This is a genomic window from Streptomyces sp. WMMB 714, from assembly GCF_900090125.1.
Classification (GTDB): Bacteria; Actinomycetota; Actinomycetes; order Streptomycetales; family Streptomycetaceae; genus Streptomyces; species Streptomyces daqingensis.
In genome coordinates, this window is record NZ_FMHJ01000006.1 from 18,670 (window position 1) to 40,004 (window position 21,335).

Consider the following 21,335-nt stretch of genomic DNA (forward strand, 5'->3'; position numbering starts at 1 on the left):
GAGTGTCCTCGCCCACGCGCCCCGGCGAGAGGGGGCGTTCACGGTCCGTCAGTCCGTCATCAGGGAGCCATCAGGCATGCCGCTCATAGTGGGTCGGCAACCACCGGACCGGCGAGGAGGCCTGATGGCAGTCGGCACGACGGGGGACGACCGGGACGGCGGCGGCAGCGGCTGTACGGACGACTCGACGGTGCTCCTTCCACAGCTGGCCGAGGACGTCGCCGAGACACGGCTGTCGAGGACCTACCGCCGGGCCGGCGAACGCGTCACCGCCGGCGAGCCGCTCTTCGAGTGCGAGACGGACAAGGTGACGGTGGACGTCGACGCCCCCGTCAGCGGCGAGTTGACGCAGTGGCTCGCGGAGGAGGGCGACGTCGTCGCGGTCGGAGCGGCCGTGGCCCGCGTGCGCCCCGACGCCCCCTCCCCGGCCGCCTCCCCGTCCTCCTCCGCCGGCACGTCCTCACCGTCCGGCACCGCGGAAGCCCCGGGCACCTCCCCCGGCGGAGAAGGCGAACCCCCCACGCCTCCCGCCCGCGCGCCCCTCCCCTCCGCCGCGTCCCCCTCGGCCGAGCCCGCACCCCCGCGGGCCGCCGGCGGCGACGGCGGAGGGGAGGCGGAGCGTGCGGGGGACGGCGCGGCCCCCGCGGTGCGGATGGCGCCGCTGGCGCGCAAGCACGCAAGGCTGCTCGGACTCGCCCCGGGCGAGCTGGCCCTGATACCCCGTCGAGGATCGCTGCTGACGCCGTCCGACATCGACCGGTACCTGGCCTCCGCCCGGCGGGACGGCCCGGAGGAGGCCGGTGCCGTCACCGAAGACGCCGGACCGGACGCCGCCGAGACGGGCGGCCCCGCCGGCCCGGCGCGGGGCGGGTTCGACGACGTCCCCCTCTCCGCCGCCCAGCTCCGGCTCAACCAGGCGCTGGAGCGGTCCCGTGCCGAAGTGACCGCCGGCACCGTCACGGTGGCCCTGGACGCCCCGTCGCTGAGCCGCGCCGCGGACCGGCTGCGCACGGAGTCGGGAGCGGGCTTCGTCAGCGACTTCCAGGCCCTGGCACGCCTCGCCGCGCTCACGGCGCGGGAGCACCCCCGGCTGCGGGCCCGGCTCGTGGGCCGCGGGACCTTGCGGACCTTCCACCGCGTGACCCTCGGCGTCGCCGTCGCGACCGGCGACGCCGACCTGCAGGTGGCGGGCCTGCCGGACGCCGACGAGGACGACTTCGGCACGTTCGCGCGCCGCTGGGTGGCGGGGCTGGAGGAGGCGGGAGCCGGACGGTCCACCGTCGACGGCACCGCCACCCTGCTGGTGTCGTCCCTGGACGACGACGGCGCTCTCCAGGCGGCGCCCGTCGTCGTACCGCCCGCGGTGGCGACGCTCATGCTCGGTGCGGCCCACCCGGGGCCGGACGGCACGCGGCTGCTGACCCTCGCCTACGACCACGCCGTACTCAACGGCCGCGAGGCGGCGCGTTTCCTCGACGCGGTACGGCAGCGCGTCCACGACACGGCGGCGGAGACGGAGACGGAGACGGGCGGAGACGCCGCCGGGCGGCACGCGTCCGGCGGGCGGGGCCCGGACCGGACGCACGCAGAACGGACGGGCCCGGACCGGACGCCCGCAGAACGGGAAGGCGCGGTCCCGGCGGCTGCGGGCCGGAAGGACGCGGACCGGCAGGCGGGCCGCGCTCCCGGCCCGTCGACCCTCGGCGCGCTCACGTCGCTCGTGCGGGACATCACCGGCGCCTCGCCGGAGCCGGACCGCCCGCTCGGCGAGGCGGGACTCACGTCGAGGGCAGCGGTCCAGCTGGTCGCGGCGGCCAACGAGGCATTCGGCGTGCGGCTGCCGGACACCGCCGTCTGGCATCACCCGACGATCAGGGCCCTGGCGGCGGCGGTCGAGGAGGCCGGCGGACGCCCTGCGCCCGGCTCCCCCACCGGGACCGCACCGGAGGCGGACGGGCCGTCCTCCACCGGGGCCGGAAGGCGCCCGGCCGCGCCGGTGCCGTCGCCCGTCGGGGACGCGGCCCCGCCCGTGTCCGGCCGGGACCGGGCCGCCGTCATCGGCATGTCCTGCTCCTTCCCCGGCGCGGAGGGCCCCGACGCCTTCTGGGACCTGCTGGAGCGCGGCGACTGCGCCGTCACGGACCTGCCGCCGGAGAGGCTGGCGGGCCCCGCCCCGGCACCCGGCACCGCCGGGTCCGTCCGGCACCGCGCCGGCCTGCTGGCCGAACCGGACGCGTTCGACGCGGAGTTCTTCGGCGTCCCGCTGCGGCAGGCCCGCTCCATGGACCCGCAGCAGCGTCTGCTTCTCGAACTCAGCCATCACGCCCTGGAGGACGCCGGGCTGGTGCCCGACCGCCTCGCCGGCAGCCGCACCGGCGTGTTCGTCGGCGCCTCCAGCTACGACTTCCGGGAGCACACGGTCGCCGCCGGCGGCGCCGACGGTTACGCCACGCTCGGCACGTTCCCCACGTTCCTGGCCAACCGGATCTCGTACCACTACGACCTGACCGGGCCCAGCGTCACGGTGGACACCGCCTGCTCGGCGTCGCTCACCGCGCTGGCCCTCGCCGTCGCCGCGATCGAGCGCGGGGAGTGCGAGACGGCCCTCGTGGGCGGAGTGAACCTCCTCGGCAACGGCTTCAACCAGGTCGCGTTCCAGCAGGCCGGGATGCTCTCCCCGCAGGGCCTCAGCCGGGCCTTCGACGCCGGTGCCGACGGGTACGTGCGCGGTGAGGGCGCCGCCTGGCTCGTCCTCAAGTCGCACCGCAGCGCCGTCGCGGACGGCGACCCGCTGCTGGCCGTGGTGCGCGGCGCCACCGCCAACCACGGCGGCCGGGCCAGCGGGCCGACCGCCCCCAACCCCCGGGCGCAGGCGGCGCTGATCCGCGACGGGCTGGCGCGGGCGGAGCTCGGCGGCCGGGACCTCGGGTACGTGGAGGCCCACGGGACCGGCACACCGCTCGGCGACCCGATCGAGATGGAGGCCCTGCGGGCGGCGCTCGAACCCGGCGGTCCCGACGGGGGACGCGCGGCGGGCCCCGGCGGTGTGCTGCGGGTGGGCTCGGTGAAGGCCAACATCGGCCATCTGGAGGCGGCCGCCGGACTCGCCGGCACCGTGAAGGTCCTCCTGGCCATGCGGCACGGAACGATCCCCGGCACCCCGCACTTCACCCGGCTCAACCCCGCCATCGACCTGTCCGGCGGCTTCCTCGCCGTCGCCGACCGGGCAGTCCCGTGGGTCTCGCCGGGGACGCCCCGCCGGGCCGCGGTCAGCTCCTTCGGCATCGGCGGCGCCAACGCGCACGTCGTCCTTGAAGAGGCGGAAGCCGCGGCCGCCGCGGCGTACGACAGCCCCGGGCCCTGGCTGCTCCCCCTCTCGGCGGCGAGGCCCGAGGCCCTTCCGCTCATGGCCCGCCGTCTCCTCGACCACCTGGACCGCGGCGCGGACCGGGGACGTCCGGCCGTCCTCGCCGAGTGGGCGTGGACCCTTCAGACAGGCCGTCAGACACTGCCCGTGCGGCGCATGCTGACGGTGCGTGACCGCGCCGGGCTACGCGAGGCGCTGCGGGCTCTGGCGGCCGGGGAACGGCACCCCGCGGTCGCCGTCCCGGGCGAGGGCGCTCCCGCTGCCCCGGGGCACCCCGCCCTCGCGGCGGCCGGGCAGTGGCTGGCGGACGGAAACGCCGACTGGGCCGCTCACTGGCCGGAGCACGAACGCCCCCCGCGCCGAATCCCGCTCCCCGGCCACCCCTTCCGCAGGGTGCGGCTCGCGCCGCCGTGGGAGGACGGCGCCCCGCACGCCTCCACCCGTGCCGTCCCGACGCCGGCTGCAACGGCACCTCCGTCGGTGCTCGTCCCGCGCTGGGTGCGGGCTCCCCTCACGTCGCGGCAGGACGGCGGCGATCCGCCCGGCACCGTCCTGCTGGTGCACGACGACAGCACCCGCGTCCAAGCCCGGGCGTGGGCGGGCCACTTGGCGGCCCGCCACGGCGCCCGTCCGGGCGGCGGCCCGCATCCCCACGCCCCCCGGGTGATGGTGACCGGCCGCGACGAGCCGCCGCCCACGACGGAGGACGGGCCCGTGCGCGTGCTCTTCCTGGCCGGAGGGGCGCAGTGGCCGCTCGGCGACGCCGGACTGGGAGAGCTGCACCGCTGGCTGGCGGCCATGGTCCGTACGGCCCGGGAGCTGGACGCACGCGGCACCCCGGCCGCCCTCACGCTCGTGACGACCGGGCTGGCGGCGCCCGAAGCTCCGGCAGGACCCGGCGCCGCCCAGCAGGGAGCCCTGCTCGGAGCCCTCCGCGCGCTCCCCCACGAGTCGCCTCTGCTGACCGTCTCGGCGGTCGACCTGCCCGGCCCGCTGCCCGCCGCGGCCCCGGCGTGTGACGCCGTGCTGGCCGAACCGTGCGGCGTGCGGGCGCCTCTCGTCTCGCTCGACGCGGCGGGCGGCGGCAGACGCGTCGAGTGCCTCGTGCCCTCGGAGAACGCGGCCGGAATCGGCGAAGCCCCGGGCACCGGCGGTGGGAAGGAGCCCGGCCCGGGGGCCCTGTGGCCCGGGCACTCGCCCGTCCTGATCGTCTTCGGCGGTGCGGGCGGGGTGGGCGGCGCGGTCGTCAGGGACCTCGCGGCGCGGCGGGCCGCCCGGATGATCCTGGTGGGCCGTTCCGCCCCGGACGAGCCGGTGCGGGAGATCCTGCGGTCGGTGCGCGACTCCGGAGGGAGCGCGCACTACGTACGCGGCGACATGCGCCGGGAGGCCGACGTCGACGCGGCTTTCGCCCAGTGCCTGGAGCGGTACGGCACACCGCACGCCGTGCTGCACGCGGCGGGCGCCGCGCACGACGCGCTGCTCCACGAACTCACCGACGACGCCCTCGATCCGCGGCTCGACGCGAAGCTCGCGGCACTCGGTCCGCTGCACCGGGCGCGGGCGCGGTTCCCCGGCACGGCCCTGGTGCTGTTCTCGTCGTTCCTCGGCACGTTCGGCAGCCAGGGCGGCCTCGGCTACGCGGCGGCCAACGCCTGCCTCGACCGGGTCGCCGCCGCGCTGGACGGACCCGGCACGCCGACCCGTGCCGTGGCCTGGGGCCTGTGGCGGGACACCGGGCTCGCGCGCCGCTACTCGGATCCCGTCCTCGCCGGCTTCCCCGGCCTGGAGACCTTCACCGCGGAGGACGGGTGCGCCGCTCTGGAGGAGTGCGTACGCGCGTCCCACCCGTTCTCGCTGGTGCTCGGCGGACGGCCGCACGCGCTGGACGCCTTCCAGCTCAAGGCGGTGGAGACCGCCTCCGCTCAGCACGCCGGCGGCGGCCCGGCGGACGCCTCCCCCGACCCCGACGACCAGGAGGTGCCCGGCATGCCGGAGGAACGGCAGGCGTTCGCGTCCGGGGCTCGCGCGGCGGAATCGCACGCCGCGGAAGCACATGCCGCGGAAGCACATGCGGCGGATTCCCGGCGGCCGGTGACCCGCGCACCGGAAGCGGGCGCGGCGGAGCCGGAAGCGGGCGCGGCGGAGCTGGACGCGGGCGCGGCAGAGGCGGGCGCGGCGGAGCTGGAGGCGCTGGAGGAGCGCATCCGCACCGTGGTGCGCGAGGTGCTGCCGGGCGACCGGCCGCTCCCCGCCGACGTGCCGTGGCGGGAGCTGGGCCTGGACTCGCTGCTGCACGTGGAGCTGACGACGGCCCTGGGCCGCGTCTTCGGGCCGCTGCCCGGCACGACCCTGCATGAGCACGGCACGATCAACGCGCTGGCCGGACGGCTCGTCACGGACCCCGGCACCGCTACCGCGCAGGCGGGCGCACCCGGGATGCCGCCCGCCGTGGCGGCGGCCGCGGACGGCGGCCGGCCGGACGGACCCGCGTCCCCGCCGCCCCCGGCACCCGAGCACCCGGTCGAGGCCGCGCCCGCCTCCGCGGAGAGCGGCGACGGCCGCGTACCGGAGCGGCCGGACCGGTCGCCCGCCGACGGCACCGCCGGACCGGCCCGCGCCACGACCTCGGCGCCCGAACGCAGCGCGGGCCGGTCCGGCGCCGCGCAGCAGCCGGTCGCGGTGGTCGGCCTCGCCGGCCGCTACCCCGGCGCCCCCGGCCCGGACTCGTTCTGGCGTCTGCTGGCGGAGGGGCGCAGCGCCGTGCGCGAGGTGCCGTCCGACCGCTGGGACTGGCGGGTGGCGCACGTCCTCGATCCCGCCACCACGCGGTTCGGCTGCTTCCTCGACGACTGGGACCGGTTCGACGCCGCGCTGTTCCGCATCCCGCCGCGCGACGCCGCCGTACTCGACCCGCAGGAGCGGCAGTTCCTCCAGACGGCCTGGGAGGCGTTCGAGACAGCCGGCTACTCCCGCTCGTGCCTCTCCCAGCGGGCGACCGGGGACCGGATCGGCGTCTACGTCGGCGTCACCTCGCACAGCAACCTGCTGGCCCAGCGGGACGCGCGTCTCACCGGCGCCGACAACGCGGAGTACGGCATCACCGCGTACTCCTCCATCGCCAACCGCGTCTCCTACGCGTTCGACCTGAACGGCCCGAGCCTGGCCGTCGACACGATGTGCTCCTCGTCGCTGACGGCCGTGCACCTGGCCTGCCAGGCGCTGGCCGCCGGCGACGCCGACGTCGCGCTCGCGGGCGGCGTGCACCTGTTCCTGCACCAGGACCGGTTCGCCGCGCTCGGCTCGGTCGGCATGACGTCGCCCGGTCCGCTGAACCGGGCGTTCGGCGCGGGAGGCGACGGCTTCGTGCCGGGAGAGGGCGCGGGGGCGGTCGTCCTGAAGCCGCTGGAGCGGGCGATCGCCGACGGCGACACCGTGTACGCGGTCATCACCGGGAGCGCCGTCAACCACGGCGGCCAGGGCAGCGGTTACACCGTGCCGAGCCCCGTCGCCCAGGCGGACCTCGTCACCCGGGCCCTGGAGCGGTCGGGTCTGCGGCCCCGGGACATCGGCTACGTCGAGGCGCACGGCACCGGCACGGAGCTGGGCGACCCCATCGAGGTGCGGGCACTGGCACGGGCGTTCGGCGGCGATCCCGGGGCGGGTCCGGGGTCCGTGCGGATCGGCTCGGTGAAGTCGAACATCGGGCACGGCGAGGCCGTGGCCGGGGTCGCCGGACTGACCAAGGCCGTCCTGCAGCTCTGGCACGGGCGGCTGGTGCCGAGCCTGCACGCCCGCCCCGAGAACCCCCGCCTGGAGCTGGCCGGCAGCCCGCTGCGGGTGCAGCACGAGGCGGAGGAGTGGCCGTCCGCCCCCGGCGGGATGCCCGCGGTACGGCGCTCCGCGGTCAGCTCGTTCGGCGCCGGCGGGTCCAACGCCCACGTCGTGATCGAGGAGTTCCCGGTGCCCGCGGCCGCGTCGGCGCCGCCGACCGGGCCGGCCCTGCTCCCGCTGGGCGCGCCGGACCACGAACGGCTCGCGCTCGTCGCGGAACGTCTCGCGGCCGTGCTCGACGCACCCGGCGGAACCCTCACGGGCGACGCGTCCCTGACGGACGTGGCCGCCACCCTGCACACCGGCCGGGACGACTGGCCGTGCCGGGCCGCGGTGGTCTGCGACGACCCCGCCGGCGCGGCCGCCAGGGCCGGGGTCGTCGCCGCCCTCCGCGCGCTGGCCGCCGGCTCCTCCCACCCCGCGCTGGTCACGGACGGCGGCGACGGCACGCCGCGCGGGTCCTCAGCGGCCGGCGGGCCGGCGGACGGCTCCGTGGCGGGGCGCGCCCGCGCCTGGGTCGCCTCGGGCGACCGGGGCGGCCGGCAGCCGGAACCCGGGACCTTCCGCAGGGTCGCGCTGCCCACGACCCCGTTCGCCGGCTCCCGTCACCGGGCGGCGGGTCCCCCGCCCGGCACGGTCGAGGCGGCGCTGCTGGGGGCGCGCACCACCCGTGCGCTGCCCCTCGTGGAGGGCGCGCCCGAGAACGGCACGGTGCGGCTCTCCCTCCCGCACGGTCACCCGTGGGTGGCCGACCACGTGGTCGACGGGGAGCCGATCGCTCCCGGCGCGCTCGCCCTGGAAGCGGTGCTCGAGTCGCTGCTCGCCCACGCCGTGAACCCCTACGAGGCGGCGGTCGAGGACGTCACGTTCCTCGCTCCGTGGCGCGGTCCCGCCCTGGCCGGCTCGCTCTCGTACGAGGACGGTCCTCCCGCGGGAGGCCGGCACCCCTTCGCCATCGGCAGCGGCGGCACCGCCGTGGTGCGCGGGACCGTCGAGACCGGGGGGCGGCGCCGGACGGGGACCGGCGCCTTCGACGGGCTGCTGGCCTACGCGCCGGAGCGTCTGTCCGCCGTCCTGGCGGACGGCGCCGCCGACTCCGCCGAGGCGTTCTACCGCGTCCTGGACGCGCACGGCTTCTCCTACGGGCCCGGCTACCGGCCCGTGACCGCCGTCTCCCGCTCCGGCGGCGAGGTCCTGGCCCGCCTCGTGTGCGACGCCCCCGCCGGGCCCGCGGGGCGGCCCGTCCTCCATCCCGCCGTGCTCGACGGCGCGTTCCAGGCGGCCGGTTACGCGGCGATGGCTCCGGACGGGCAGGAGCCCACGGAGTGGCTGCGTCCCCTCTCCGTCGACCGCCTTGTGGCGCACCGGCCCGTCACCGGTCCCGTATACGTCCATGTGCGCCCGGCCCACGGCGGCACGGGCTCCAACGTCCACCTGTTCGACGTGCGCGTCCTCGACGAGGACGGGGCGGCCGTCGCCGACGTGGACGGCTTCCTGCTGCGGGCGGAGCCGCTCGCACGGCGGGGCGCCGCCGCCGTAGCCGCTGCCGCCGCGCGCCCTGCCCCGGGAGCTGCGGCCGCCGCGCCCGTACCGTCGCGCGCCGCCGCCGCGGCGCTGCCCGGAGACTCCCCCACGGCCCGGCACGACGCGCTCCGCGAGCGCACCGCGCCGTACACCCTGGGCTGGTTCCCCGACCGGGCCGCGCAGGCGGAGCCCGGCCGCAAGGTGCTGCTGATCGGCGGTGCGGGTCCCCTCTCCCGTGCGCTCGCCCACCGCGCGGACGCACGGCTGGGCTGGGAGTCCGTCACGCCCGGCGACCCCGAAGGGACGCGCGCCCGGCTCGACGCCGCTCTGGCGGAACTCGGCCCCGACGCGGGAGTGCTGCTGGTCCCCGACGAGGACGGCCCGCTGTGCTCCCCGGAGACGTCGGCCACACCGCAGGCGGCCGCGGACGCCTACGACCGGCTCTCCGGGACGGCCGTGCTGCCGCTCTTCGCGGCGCTGCGCGCGCTCGTCTCCGGGCGCCGCCTCGACGCCGGGCAGGTACGCCTCGCGGTGTGCGCCCGTCCGGAGGCGGGGAGCGCCGCGCAGTACGCGCTGCACGGGCTCGTCCGCACCGTCGCGGGCGAGACGGGGCGCTTCGGCGTGGGTCTCGTCACGGCCGACCGCGCCTGGTGCGAACGCGCCCCCGGCGACGCGGAGACCGCGGTACGGGCGGAGCTGGCGCACGCCGATCCGCCGGCCTGGGTGCGGCTGGGCGCCGGTGGCCGCGAGCGTGCCGGACTGGTCGGGGCGGCCCGCGCGGACGAGCCGTTCGCGCTGCGCCCCGACGGCTGCTACCTGATCGCCGGCGGGACCGGCGGCCTCGGCACGGCCGTCGCCGAGTCCGTGCTGCGCCGCGCCCCGGGCGCCCGCCTCGTGGTCACCGGACGCGGCGCGCGGGCTCCGCGCCCGGGCGCGGGCACCGCGAACGGCTCCGGGCCGGCACCGGTGACGTATCTGCAGTGCGACGTGACCGACCCTCGGTCCGTGACGGCGCTCGCCGCCGGACTGGACGCACGCGGCCTGCGCCTCAACGGCGTGGTGTGCGTGGCCGGGGTGCTCAGCGACGGCTTCCTGCGGACGAAGACGGCGGCAGCCGTCGACGAGGTGTGCCGCGTGAAGCTGCTCGGCGCCACGGCCCTGGACGCGGCACTCGCCGGCCATCCGCTGGACTTCTTCGCCCTCGCGTCCTCCGTCGCCGTCCACGTCGGCAACCAGGGCCAGTCCGACTACGCCTTCGCGAACGGCTTCCTCGACGGCTTCGCCGAGGACCGCGCGTCCGGGGTGCTCGGCGCCCGCCCGGGCCGGACCCTGTCGGTGGGCTGGCCCGCCCTCGCGGGCGGCGGCATGCGCCCGCCCGCCTCGACCCTCGACCATCTCCGGGAGGCCTACGGCCTGGAGCCGCTTCCCGTCGGGGAGGCCGCCGAGGAGCTGTGGCGGCTGCTGGGCTGTATCCCGGCACACGACGGACCGGCGGGCGGCGGACCGGCGCACGCCGTGCTCGCGCACGGTGACCTGGACAGGTGGGCGTCGGCGACGGGTGCCGTGGGCGGCGCCCCGGAGCCCCCGGAGGTGCGCGGCCACCCCGAGCATCCGGAGCCTCCGGCCGTCGCTCCCGGCGCCGGGCTCCTCCCGCCCGCACGGCCGTCGGGGACCGCTCCCCTCGACGCCGCCGTGCGGTGGCTGACCGGGCAGGTGCACGCCGTCACCGGGCTCCCCGAGGACGCGCTGAGCCCGGACGCCGACCTGGCGGAGCTGGGCGTGGACTCCATAGCGCTCACCCGGCTCGCCCGTGCTCTGGAGGGCTCGCTCGGCCATATGCCGCGCAGCACCCTGTACGACCACGACACGGTCGCCGATCTCGCCCGGAGCCTGCTCGGCACCCACGGTCCCGCCCTCGCGGCGGTCACGGCAGCGGATGCGCCCGCGGGCGACGGGCCGGACGCCGTCCCGGCGTCCGCGGCGCCGCGCGCCGTACCGGAACCCCAGGACGAGTCCGCCGGCTGGCCCGTGTCGGAGCGTCAGATCCCGCTGTGGACCGCCGAGCACGCGGCCGCCCCGTACGCGCCGTACAACCTGTCGGTCGCGTGGCGGCTGGCGGAGGACAGCACCCGCGAGGCGGTCGCCGCCGCCCTGACGGCGCTCGTCGCTCGCCACCCGGCGCTCGGCAGGCGCCTCGCTCCCCGGGAAGGGGCGCTCCGGCTCCTCCCCGCGGTGCGGGGCGGCGCGGCGCTTCCCGACGGGACGCTGGAGGTCCGCGCGGTGACAGCAGACGGCCTCTTCGACGCGATGCGCGAGGAGGCCGGAAGGCCGCTGCCCCTCGACACGGGACCCGCGCTGCGCGCCGTGCTGTGGCAGGAGGACGGGGGCCGCACCGTCCTCCAGCTGTCCGTCCACCATCTGGTGGCGGACGGACGGTCCGTGGAGCTGATCGGCCGGAGCCTGGAGACCCTGCTCCAGGACCCGGCGGCTTCCGTCGCGCCGTCCGGGAGCGCCTCCTTCGGCCGCTTCCTCGCCGAGGAGGAGGCGGCGGCGGACGGCCCGGCCCGCGCGGAAGCGCTGCGCGCCTGGCGGGAACGGCTGCGGACGGTCCCGCCGGCCCCCCGCTTCCCCGGAGGCAACAGCTCGGCGCACCCCTGGGCCGCCGGGCACGCGGAGTACCACATGCCCGCCGCGCTGCGCGACCGGCTGCACGCCGCCGCGTCGTCGGCCGGGGTCGGCGACTTCACGGTGCAGCTCGCGGCGTACGCGCTGGCCGTCGCCTCCTTCACCGGCCGGCCGTCGTTCCTCGTGTCGGTGCCGGTCTACGGGCGTCCGGGCGCCGAATACGACCACGCCGTGGGGCACTTCGTGAACTCGGTGGTGGTACGGGTCGAGCCCGCCGAAGAGCGTCCGCTCCGCCAGTGGCTGACCGCGCTGCAGGACCAGGTGCGCTCGGCGCTCGCCCTCGCCGACCTGCCCTACCCGTCAGCGGCGGAGCTGTGCCGGGAGGCGGGCGGCGACACCGCCGTGCCGAACCTGACCTTCGCGTACCAGAACTGGCCGCGCCCCGAGGGCGCGGAACGCGGTCCGCTCGGCGAGCGCGTCTTCATCCAGGGCCAGGGCGGCCACTGGGACCTGGGCCTGGAACTGACGGACCGCCCGGACGGCGTCGAGATCCTCGCCAACCACCGCAGCACCGCGCTGACGGCTGCGGAGCTCGACGCGTTCGTCGACACCTGGTTCACGCTGGCCGCTGCGCTGGCCGACGGCCTGGACGCCCCCGCCGGAGAGCTGACGGGCCCCGGCGCCCTGACGCTGCACGGCCGCTTCCGGCGCCTCGCGGCCCGGCATCCGCACGCCGAGGCGGTACGCGACACGTCCGGCGCCCGCCTCACCTACGCGGAGGCCGACCGGTACACCGCCGCGGTGGCGCACGCCCTGCACGCGGCGGGGGTCCGCCCCGGCGAGCCCGTCGCCGTACTGGTGGGGCGGAGCTGCCGGCTTCCGGTGGCCCTGCTCGGTGTGCTGCGGGCCGGCTGCCCGTACGTGCCGCTCGACGCCTCGTACCCGGCCGAGCGCATCCGGCTGATCCTTCAGGACGCGGGGTGCGCGCTGGCGGTGACCGAGCGGGCCGAGGCGGGGCCCCTGACCGGCACCGGGCTGCGCACGGTGCTCCTCGACGAACTCGACGAACTCGGTGAACTCGGCGAACTCGACGGAAACGGCGGACCGAGCGCCGACGTGCCCGTCCCGGAGGACGGCGCCGCGGACGCATCGGGCGGCGGCGCGCCCGCGTACCTGATGTTCACCTCCGGCAGCACAGGACGGCCCAAGGGCGTGCAGGTCAGCCACCGCAACGTCCTGCACACCCTCGACGCGTTCCGCCGGCTGACCGGCTGGAGCGAGCGGGACCGGCTGCTCGCGGTCACCACGGCGAGCTTCGACATCTCCGTCCTCGAACTCCTCCTGCCGCTGGTGTCCGGAGGCGGCCGCGTGGTGGTCGCCGACCGCGACACGGTGCGGGACACCTCCCGCCTCGGCCGGGTCCTCGACGACGAGGGCATCACGGTGATGCAGGCGACGCCCAGCGGCTGGCAACTGCTCCTCGACAGCGGCTGGAAGGGGAGGGCCGGGCTCACCGCCCTGTGCGGCGGCGAGGCGCTGCCGCACAGGCTCGCACGTGAACTCACCGCCAGGGTCGGGTCGTTGTGGAACGTGTACGGGCCCACGGAGGCGACCATCTGGTCCACGGCCGCCCGTCTCGGGCCCGGAGAGCCCGTCGTGCTCGGCGAGCCGGTCGGAGCCACGGAACTCCTCGTCACCGTCCCCGGCGGCACCGGGAGCCCGGCCGCAGCCGCGACGGACGGGACGGGGGAGCTGTGGATCGGCGGTCCTGGCGTCGCACACGGGTACTGGCGGCGCCCCGAGCAGACGGCGGACCGGTTCACGCCGCACCCGCTGGAGCCCGGCTGCGGCGGCCGCTGGTTCCGCACCGGCGACCTCGTGCGGCGCACGCCCGGCGGTCTGCACTTCGTGGGCCGGGCCGACACCCAGGTGAAGATCCGCGGCCACCGGCTGGAGCTGGGCGAAATCGAAGCCGTGCTCGGCGAGCATCCCGATGCCGCGCGTGCCGTGGTCCTCGTCCAGGGCGAGGGTGCGGGCGCCTGCCTCGTGGCCGTCGTGGTCCCCAAGCCGGGAAGCGCGGCTCCGTCCGCGCGGGAACTCGGGGAGTTCGCGGCGCGGCGCCTGCCCGAGTGGATGCGCCCGCTGCGGTACGTCTTCCGCGACGACCTGCCGCATACCCCCAACGGCAAGACCGACCGGAACACCCTGGCGGCGGAGGTCGAGGCGGCGAAGGGTCCGGCCGGCCCCTCCGGTCCGACCGGTCCGGCCGCCGGGTCCGGGGAGGCCGCGGCCTCGCCACCGGCGTCCTCCGCTGTCACGCGGGAGCGTGACGCTGCGGCGGGTGAGGACGTCCGCGAGGAGATCGCCCGCGCGTGGCGGGAGCTGCTCGGCGTGGAGGAGGTGCCGGGTGACGCGACGTTCTTCGCGGCGGGCGGCAACTCCATGCTGCTGGGCACCCTGTTCGTCCGGCTGACGGAGCGCTTCCCGGACGCGCGGCTCGTCCTCGGCGACCTCTTCTCCCACCCCACCCTCGACGGCCAGCGGGAGCTGGTGTCCGCGCGTCTGGCAGGCACCGCGGCCACGCGGCGTCCCGGCACGGGGCGTCCGGACGAGGGAACCGCCGCGGGCCCGGAAGCCCCGGACGTCCCGGAAGGCGGCACCGTCCCGGACGGCGGGACCGCCGCACCCCCGCCTCCCCCGCCCCGGCACCCCACGCACCAGCTCTCCCCGCAGCAGCTCCGGCAGGCCCGCCGGCGGGCCTCGCGCAGCGCAGTCACGGAAGCAGGATGACCATGCCCTTGGCACCCCAGGAGACGATCCCGGCCCAGGACGACCCCACCGCGGTCGCGGTGGTCGGCGCTTCGTGCCGGTTCGGCCCGCTCTCCTCCCCGGCCGCGTACTGGGACCTCCTCGTGCGGGGCGGCACCGCGATACGCCGCTACACCGACGAGGAGCTGGTGGCGCTCGGCCACGACCCCGCCGGGCTCGGACGTCCCGGCTTCGTACCGGCGGGCTGCGCCATGCCCGACGCGGACCGCTTCGACGCCGCGCTGTTCGGCCTCAACCCCCGGCAGGCCGAGTGGCTCGACCCGCAGCAGCGCATTCTGCTGGAGCTGGCGTGGTCCGCCCTCGAGGACGGCGGCCTGGCGCCGGACGGCACACCGGGCGCCACCGGCGTGTTCACCTCCACCGCGCGTCCCACGCTGCCGCCCGTCGGCATCACCGAGCTGGACGCGGCGGGAATGGCGCGCTTCTCCTCCGCCGACCGCGACTTCGCCGCCACCCGCATCGCACACCAGCTCGGCACGACCGGCCCGGCGCTCAACGTCCAGACGGCGTGCTCCAGTTCGCTCGTGGCCGTCCACCTGGCCGTCGAGAGCCTGCTGGGCGACGAGTCCGACACGGCGGTGGTGGCGGCGGTGTCGCTGCACCTTCCGCAGGCGGGCTACCCGTCGTCGCCGGACATGATCCTCTCGCCCAGCGGCGTCTGCCGCCCGTTCGACGAGCAGGCCGACGGCACGGTGTTCGGCAACGGCGGCGGCGCGGTCGTCCTGCGCAGGCTCGCCGACGCGCTGCGCGACGGCGACCCGGTACGGGCCGTGATCCGCGGCTCCGCCGTCAACAACGACGGCGCCGCCCGCCAGCACTTCCAGGCGCCCTCGCCCGGCGGCCAGGCGGCGGCGCTGCGCGAGGCGCTGGCCGTGGGAGCGGTCGAGCCGGAGTCGGTGGGCCTGATCGAGACGCACGGCACGGGCACGCAGCTGGGCGACCCCGTGGAGTTCTCCGCCCTCCGCGAGGCCTACGGCGACGCGGGCGGGCCCTGCGCGCTCGGCTCGGCCAAGTCCGCCGTGGGGCATCTGAACACGGCGGCGGGGCTGGCCGGCCTGGTCAAGTGCGTGCTCGCGCTGGAGCAGGGCCTCGTCCCGCCGCAGCACGGCTTCGGCTCCCCCAACCCGCTGCTCGGCCTGTCCGCGAGCCGCTTCTTCGTGCCGGAGACGCCGCGGCCGTGGCCGGTGCCCGACGGTCCCCGGCGGGCGGCGGTGAGCTCGTTCGGCATCGGGGGCACCAACACGCACGTCGTCCTCGAACAGGCCCCGCAGCCCGCCGGAGAGACACCCGGCAGCGGGTCCGCGCAGCCGCTGGTGCTCTCGGCACGTACGCCCGGTGCGCTGCGGGAGATGGCGGAGCGGCTCGCCGTCCATCTGGAGGGCCCGGGCCGGACGGCTCCGCTGGAGGCGGTGGCCCGCACCCTGCGCGACGGCCGCAGCCGGTTCCCGCACCGGCTCGCCGTGGCCGCACGGGACACCGCGCGCGCGGCGCGGGCGCTGCGGGACCGGGCCCGGGACGGCGCGACGGACGGTCCGGGCCGTACGGGCGACGGGCCGGGAACGTCCGATCCTGCCGACGGCGGCGCCATGGCGGCCGCGCTGCGGGCCTGGGAGGCCGGTGAGACGGACGAGGTGCCGCCCGCCGGGACCGGCCGGGGGCCGCGGGTGAGCCTGCCCGGCTACCCCTTCGACCACAGCCGCAGTTGGCCGCTGAGCGGGCCTCAGCCTCCACGGGCCCAGGCCCGCACGCACGGCCGGGGCATGCTCGACCGCAACACCTCGACGCTGCGCGGGCTCTCCTACGAGCGGGACCTGGACCCCGGCGAACCCCTCGTGGCCGACCACGTCGTCGAGGGACGTCCCCTGCTTCCCGCGGCCGCGTTCGCCGAGTGCGTACGGGCCGCCGCCGGGGCGGCGGCGGGCGCCTCGCCGCGCCGTGTCGAGGACCTCGTCCTCCAGGAGTCCGCGGAGGTCACGCGGGCGCTGGTGCTGCGGGCCGAAGTGGCCCCCGCCGAGGGGGCGCTGGACGTCACCGTCACCTCGTCCCCGCGCGGCGGCGGGGACGGGGAGCGCCGCGTCCACGTCACGGCCCGCGTACCGCAGCCGCAGCCGGGCACGTCCGGGGCGGCACCGTCGCACTCCCCGGTCGCCGAGATCCGGGAGCGGTGCCGAACCTCCCTCACCCCGGACGAGCTGTACGCCCTCTTCGCCCGCCACGAGGTCCGCTACGGGCCCCGGTACCAGGTCGTCACGGAGTTCTCCTGCGGAGAGGGCGACGTGCTGGCCCGTCTCGCCCGGCCGGAGGGCGCGGAGGACGGCGGCACCGGCGACGACGTGCTGGACCCGCCGCTGCTGGACGGCGCCCTGCAGACGGTGATCGGCTTCCTCGCCCGCGACGGCGGGGCGAGCGAGCGCTACCTGCCGTTCGCGGTGGAGCGCCTGGAGATGTACGGACCGCTCCCCTCCGACGCCCTGGTCCACGCGCGTCCGCGGCAGCTGGCGGGCCGGGGCGGCAGGATACGCAAGTTCGACATCACCGTCCTCGCCCCCGACGGTTCGGTACGGATCGAGCTGGCAGGGCTTGCGCTGCGGCCCACCGCCGCGTCGGCCCACGGGGAACCCGGAGTGGCTGCGGGACCCGCCCCGGCCCGGGGAGCGGCGGATCCCGCCGCCGCTCCGGCACCGGACCCCGGTGCGGAGGGGCCGGTGCTGCACGTTCTGGCCCCTGCCGACGTGCCCCTGCCGCCTGCCCCGCCCCCTCCGGCGGACGGGTCGCGCGGGCCGCTCGTGGTGCTCGGCGGCGGCGCGGCGCTCCGCGCCGAACTGGCGGAGCGCCTGGGCGCGGTCACCGGCGTGCCGGACGGCGACGCGGAGGAGACGGGGCGCCGCATCGCCGAACTGGCCGCCGGCGCCACCGGAGCGGGCACCGCGTCGGGCACCGCCGCGCGCCGTCCGACCGTGATCTGGCTCGGCGCGCACACGGCGAGCACGTCGGGGCCGTCCGCCGCGGTGGACTGGGTGCGCGACGCTGTGGCGATGCTGCGTGCGCTGCTGCGCCCGCTGGCGAGGACGGGTGCGCAGATCCTCGTCCCGTATCTCGCCGGCGATCCCGCGCACGGTGCCGTCGGGGAGGGGTTCGCAGCTCTGGGGCGCTCGCTCAGCCGCGAGAACCCCCGCTTCGACCTGTGCGCGGTGGCACTCCCCGAAGGGCTGACGGACGGCGGGACCGCCGCCCTGCTCGCGGCGGAGACCTCCCCGTCCCCCGGCACCCGCCACGTCCTTGTGGACGCAGGCGGTGAGCGCCGCACCCGCGAGTACCGCCCGTCCGCGACGCCTCCCGGCGGCGGGCCCGGACTGCGGGAAGGGGGCCGCTACTGGATCAACGGGCACGGACGGCTGGGCGCGCTGCTCGCCGCGCACCTGGTCGCAGTGCACCGCTGCGACGTCGTCCTGATCGGCCGCACGGAGCGCACGGCAGGCGATCCCGGGTGGGAACGGCTGCGCGAACTCGCCCGGGACAGCGGCGGATCGGTGGAACACGTCGCGGCGGACGGTACCGACACCGCCGCCCTGGCCGCGCTGGCCGGACGGTTCGCGGCGCAGGGCCGCGCCCCGCACGGCGTCTTCCACTGCGCGGGCACACTGCGCGACGGCTTCCTGCTGGCCAAGGACCCCGCGGCGGCGGCGGAGGTCACCCGGCCCAAGGTGCTGGGGGCGTGCGCTCTCGACACCGCGACGGCCGGGTTCGACCTCGACTTCTTCGTCGCGTACTCGTCGGTCTCGGCGTCCCTGGGAAGCGAGGGCCAGGCCGACTACGCCTTCGCCAACGCCGCCATGGACCGGTTCGCAGAGGACCGTGCGGCACAGGTGCGTGCGGGCCGCCGTACGGGCCGCACCCTCTCGGTGGCCTGGCCCTACTGGGCGGAGGGCGGCATGGCGCTGCCCGGTGATCCGGCGGAGCTGCTCGCACGGATCGGGGCCGCGCCGATGCCCACGCGGGTGGGGCTGGAAGCGCTGGAGGCGCTGCTGACCGCGGCACCCGGCGGCCCCGTGTGCCCGCTGGTGTTCTACGGGGATGCGGCCGGTCCCCCACCGGAGCTGCTGCCCGGGGGTTCCGCCCCGGCCGCTCCGGCGCCCGCGGCGGAGGCGACCGCTGCCGCCACGGCGGACGCCGGGGGCCCGGCGGGTCCGGGAGGCCCGGGGGGAGCCGTCGCCGCTGACCCGGCGCGGTCCGGCCGCTCCGGGGGCGATCCGCTGCTCGGCATCGTGCGGGGCGTGCTCGCGGACGTGACGGGCCACACGCCTGAGGACGTGGACCCCGACACGCTCTTCGACGACCTCGGCGTCGACTCGCTCACCGGGATACGCGCCGTGGACCGGCTCTCGGAACGTTTCGGGCGGCTGCCGCGCACCCTGCTCTTCGAGTGCCGGTGCGCGGCGGAGATCGTCGAGCACCTCCGGGCCGAACTGCCCGCGGCGGAGCTGGAGCGGGCCCTGGGCGCGTCCTCCCCGGAGACCGCTACGGTGGCCGCTCCGGAGACGGCTCCGGCAACCCCGCCCGTCCCCGCAGACCCTTCGCCCCCCTCTCCCTCGTCACCCCCTGTTCCGTCCTCGCAGGCGGCCCCCGCCGCCACGCCCCCGACCGGGGCAGTACCGGAGACCGGCGCGCCGCCGGTGCCGAAGCCCGAGCCGGTGCCGGGTGCCGGGGACGACGGGCGGGCCGTCGCCGTCATCGGTCTGGCGGGCCGCTTCCCCCAGGCCGTCGGCCTGGAGGAGTTCTGGCAGAACCTCCTGGACGGCCGCGACTCCATCACCGAGATCCCCGCCGACCGCTGGCCGCTGGAGGGCTTCTTCCGCGCCGAGCGCGACGTGCCGAACACCTCGTACGCGAAGTGGGGCGGCTTCCTCGACGGCATCGACCGCTTCGACGCCCCGCTGTTCAACATCTCCGCGCGCGAGGCGGGCACCGTCGACCCGCAGGCCCGGCTGTTCCTGGAGAGCTGCTGGGCGGCGATCGAGGACTCCGGCTACACGCCGGCCGCACTCGCCCCCGGCACCGATCCGACGCGTCCGCGGGACGTCGGCGTGTACGTCGGCGCGATGTACAGCGAGTACCAGGTCCACGAGGGCGAGGAGCGGCTGCGCGGCAACGCCGTGCACGCCAACAGCGCCTTCTGGTGCATCGCCAACCGGGCGTCGTACTTCTTCGGCTTCGAGGGGCCCAGCGTCGCCGTCGACACCGCCTGCTCGTCCGGTCTCAGCTCGCTCCACCTGGCGTGCCAGGCGCTGCGCGCCGGGGAGTGCACGGTGGCCGTGGCCGGTGCGGTGAACGTCTCCGTGCACCCGAACAAGTACCTGATGCTCAGCCAGGGGCGGTTCCTGGCAAGCGAGGGCAGGTGCCGCAGCTTCGGGACAGGCGGCGACGGCTACGTCCCGGGCGAGGGCGTGGGGGCCGTGGTCCTCAAGCCGCTCGCCGCGGCTCTCCGCGACGGCGATCCCGTCCACGCCGTGATCCGCGGCAGCGCCGTGAATCACGGCGGCCGCACCAACGGCTACACCGTCCCCAATCCCAAGGCGCAGGCCAACCTCGTCGGCAAGGCGCTCGCCGACGCCGGCATGACGGCACGCGACCTGACCTACGTGGAGACGCACGGCACCGGCACCTCGCTCGGCGATCCGCTGGAGATACGCGGGCTCGCCTCCGCCTTCGCCCGCCACGGCTGGACGAGCGGGACGGGAGAGCGCTGCCCCATCGGCTCGGTGAAGTCGAACATCGGCCACCTCGAATCGGCGGCCGGGATGGCCGCGTTCGCCAAGGTCCTGCTGCAGTTCCGGCACCGCACGCTCGTACCGTCCCTGCACTCCGACCCCCCGAACCCGGAGATCGACTTCACGGCCACGCCGTTCACCGTGCAGCAGGACGCCGCCCCGTGGTCGCCCACCGGGCCCGACGGGGAGGCGGCGGCGCTCCGCGCGGGCATCAGCTCCTTCGGCGCGGGCGGCGCCAACGCGCACGTCGTGGTGGAGGAGCCGCCCCGTCGCGCGCCCGCTCCGCCCGACGACGCGCGGACGATGACGGCGTTCCTCTCGGCCCGTACTCCCGCCGCCCTCGCCGAACTGGCCGCCCGCCTGCGCGAACGCCTTGGGTCCGCGTGGGCCGGCGGCGACGGCCCCGCCCGCGCGGACGTGGTCTACACGCTGGCCGTGGGGCGTGCGCAGCTCGCCCGGCGGGCCGCGGTGCGGCACAGCACGAGGGAGGAGCTGCTGGACGGGCTCGCCCGGATCGAGGCGCAGCCGGAGTCCGCGGCGGCGCAGACAGATCACACGCCGCGGACGGCCGAGTGGCTGGGAGGGAAGCGCGCCGACCTGGCGGCCGAATGCGGGGCCCGGGACATCGGACGCCGCATCTCCCTGCCGCACTATCCCTTCGAGCGGATCCGGTGCTGGTACGACAACCAGCTCGAACGTCAGGCCGGACCGGGCGACGGCGGAGCGGTCGGCGAGGAACGCCTCGTGCGGGGCCACCTCCGGGACTTCGGACGCGTACCGGAGGCCGGAACGGCAGCCTCCCCGCCGGCACTCGACGCGGCTCCCGAGCCCCCGCCGCCCGCTGCCGTCCCCGCAACGGAACCAGGACCGGAACCGGGACCGGAACCGGGACCGGGACTGGGACTGGATGTGCCCGCGCCGGGCCGGCTGGACGTCCCGCACATCCGCGACACCCTGCTGGACGCCCTCGGCGAGGTGCTCTACGAGGACCCGGCGTCGATCGGTGAGGACGCGCCCTTCGAGGAGATGGGCCTGGACTCGCTGCTGACCGAGGAGCTGATCGTGGCCGCGCGCGAACGGCTCGGCCTGGAACTCGACGTGAGCGACCTCTTCTCGTACACGACCGTCGGACGGCTCGCCCGGCACCTCGCCGAGTCCGGCACGCCCGTGGCTCCGCCGGAAGCGGCGCCCGCGTCAGGCGGGACGGCGGACGGGACGTCCGGCGCCGCGTCCGGGACGCCCGGCGCGACGCCCTCTCCCGGGGAGGGGGCCGCCGCGGGAGAGGCCGACGCCGTACTCGACGCGCTGGCAAGCGGCGGAATCGGTCTCGACGAGGCCGTGGCGCTGCTGGAGGCGAGCCGGTGACCCCCCACGAGGAGAGAGAGCGG

Annotated in this window: 2 protein-coding genes; both read left to right on the plus strand. The window is 77.2% G+C overall.

The features are described 5' to 3' along the window. The first annotated feature begins 124 nt into the window (after positions 1-124). The gene (locus H181DRAFT_RS28805) at positions 125-14,140 is read left to right on the plus strand and encodes a non-ribosomal peptide synthetase (protein WP_045864458.1); all 14,016 of its coding nucleotides are present in this window, start codon (positions 125-127) and stop codon (positions 14,138-14,140) included. Further along, positions 14,137-21,312 (plus strand): beta-ketoacyl synthase N-terminal-like domain-containing protein, encoded by a 7,176-nt coding sequence (locus H181DRAFT_RS12340; RefSeq protein WP_078895693.1) that lies wholly within the window; start codon positions 14,137-14,139, stop codon positions 21,310-21,312. The genes H181DRAFT_RS28805 and H181DRAFT_RS12340 overlap by 4 nt, the downstream gene beginning before the upstream one ends. Positions 21,313-21,335 lie beyond the last annotated feature (23 nt).

Coding starts and splice junctions, on each gene's coding strand:
- H181DRAFT_RS28805 (WP_045864458.1), top strand. CDS start 125: ATGGCAGTCGGCACGACGGGGGACGACCGGGACGGCGGCGGCAGCGGC.
- H181DRAFT_RS12340 (WP_078895693.1), top strand. CDS start 14,137: ATGACCATGCCCTTGGCACCCCAGGAGACGATCCCGGCCCAGGACGAC.